At 55.6% G+C, this 2,342-nt stretch carries 2 protein-coding genes; one reads left to right on the forward strand and one right to left on the reverse strand.

Translation table 11 applies throughout. The annotated features are described in order from the left end of the window. Nucleotides 1-406: 406 nt before the first annotated feature. On the forward strand, nucleotides 407-2,023 hold the full coding sequence (locus LD28_RS0120455; protein WP_033138740.1) for a peptide ABC transporter substrate-binding protein: 1,617 nt from the start codon (nucleotides 407-409) through the stop codon (nucleotides 2,021-2,023). Between the two features lie 98 nt (nucleotides 2,024-2,121). Here the strand turns inward: LD28_RS0120455 and LD28_RS0120460 are convergent. Beyond that, nucleotides 2,122-2,342: EamA family transporter (locus LD28_RS0120460; RefSeq protein ID WP_033138741.1), on the reverse strand; the 221-nt coding region annotated here is incomplete at its 5' end.

The following is a 2,342-nucleotide window of genomic DNA, read 5'->3' on the forward strand; positions in this document are numbered from 1 at the left end:
CACCCATGGTGATCATGTTTCGCATTTTTGTTCCTTTAGATCGCATCCGTTGGCGTTGAAAACGTTTGCAGGCATCGGCAAAAAAAATGCCGATCACCGGCGGCCTTGATTTGTAACCTAATGTAACGTCTATTTTTGGTTTTTGCAGCGAATTAAGCTGCCTAATAAATACCCAATCTCATCTTTTTTATCGCCATCTGCGCCTTTCCAACGGCTTCATTCGATCACTTTTCGCCCCTTAATTCGTGCAAATAAACGGCGGCAAGCCATGACCTGACTGGACTTAGCCCCCTGATAATGGTGTCTGATGGGCCTGTTCGGAAGTTGCTCATCTCCTCTTGAGTTCCTATGGTCAATCCAGCACACTGATTTCGCTTTGGAAGCAAATAAAACTCAAGGATTATCAATGAACAAGACTCTCATTGCCGGCATGGTAGCCGGACTTTTCGCCCTTCCCGCCTTGGCCGCAGAAGTGCCAGCCGGCACCAAGCTATTGCCCGATGCCCAGCAAACCTATGTCACCAATATCAGCACCGAGCCGACCACTATCGATCCCCAGTTGGTGGAAGAGACCGCTGGTAGTGCCATCGTTAACGATCTGTTTGAAGGGCTCTATGAACTGGATAGTAGCGGCAAGATCAAGCCAGCAGGCGCTATCAGCTACGACGTCGATAAAACCGGTACCGTCTACACCTTCAAGCTGAGGCCCGAGGCCAAGTGGTCAAACGGTGAACCGGTCACCGCCGCCGATTACGTCTACGGCTGGCAACGGGCTGCCGACCCCAAAACCGCCTCCAACTACGCCTGGTTTATCGAGCTGACTGGCGTGGTCAATGCTGGCGAGGTGATCCAGGGCAAGAAGAGCCCGTCAGAGCTCGGGATCAAGGCGATCGATGAGCACACCCTGCAGGTGACCCTGAAAAATCCGGTCCCCTTCTTCCTGAAGACGCTGGCCCACTACACCACCTTCCCGGCCCCCAAGGCCACCATTGAAAAATTTGGCAAGGATTGGGTCAAGCCGGGCAATATCGTCTCCAACGGCGCCTTTGTACTCAAGGAGTGGACCCCCAACGAACGACTGAGTGCCGAGCGCAATCCCCACTATTGGAACAACCAGCACACCGTCCTGAACAAGGTGGTCTATCTGGAGATCGTCTCCGAAACCGCCGCTTACAACCGCTATCGCACCGGTGAGCTGCACTACACCACCTATCCGCTGGAGCAGTACAAGCAGATCAAGAGTCAGAGCCCGGAAGAACTGGTCAGCGTCCCCACACTGGCCAGCTATTACTATGTGTTCAATGTGAACCGCAAACCGTTCGATGATCCGAAGGTACGCAAGGCGCTCTCGCTGGCCATCGACCGGGAGACCATCACCGACAAGATCCTGGGGCAGGGACAAATTGCCGCATATAGCTTCACTCCCCCCATTGTGGACGGTTTTGAATTGAAAAAACCGGCCAGCCAGTTGCAGAGCAAAGAGGAGCGGATCAAGCAGGCCAAAGCCCTGCTGGCCGAAGCGGGCTATGGCCCGGACAAGCCACTCACCGTGGACATTCTCTACAACACCAACGAGAGCCACAAAAAGATTGCGCTGGCCGTCTCCTCCATGTGGAAACACAACCTGGGGGTCACCGCCACCCTCAACAACATGGAGTGGAAGACCATGGTCTCCAACCTAAACGAGGGGGATTTCGGAGTAAGCCGCTATGGCTGGAATGGGGATTATAACGATGCATCCACCTTCCTCGACATCATGACGTCCAGCAGCAGTGCCAACAGCGGCAAGTGGTTCAACAAGGAGTACGACGCCCTGCTGGCCAAGGCCCACGACTCACTGGATCCCGCTGAACGCAATGCCCTGTATCAACAGGCAGAGGCGCTGATTGATGCAGATGCCCCCATCGCACCTATCTATTTCTCGGTCAAATCCAGGTTGCTCAAGCCTTTCGTGAAAGGCTACCCCCACCTTAACCCGCAGGATGTGGTCTACAGCAAGGAGCTCTATCTGGTCGCCCAGTAACCGGCCCGGCCAGATCTGACCATAAAAAAGCGCCTGCATTGCTGCAGGCGCTTTGTCATTGGCGGCCAAGCGGGCACGACTTACGCATCCAAGCAAGATTACTCTTCGGGACAGGGTGCCAACACCACCCGGCGGCGACCCACCACCACCGGGCGCACCAGCCGCTGAGCCAGCAAAACTCCGAGCAAGGTCAGACCGCCCCCGATCAGGTGATAGCCAGTCAGCCGCTCCCCCAGCAGGGTGATGGCAAGGCCAGCCGTCATCACCGGCAGCAGGTTCATAAAGATGGCGGTGCGGTTGGCCCCGAGCAGGGAGATCC

Source organism: Aeromonas finlandensis, from assembly GCF_000764645.1.
GTDB lineage: Bacteria > Pseudomonadota > Gammaproteobacteria > Enterobacterales > Aeromonadaceae > Aeromonas > Aeromonas finlandensis.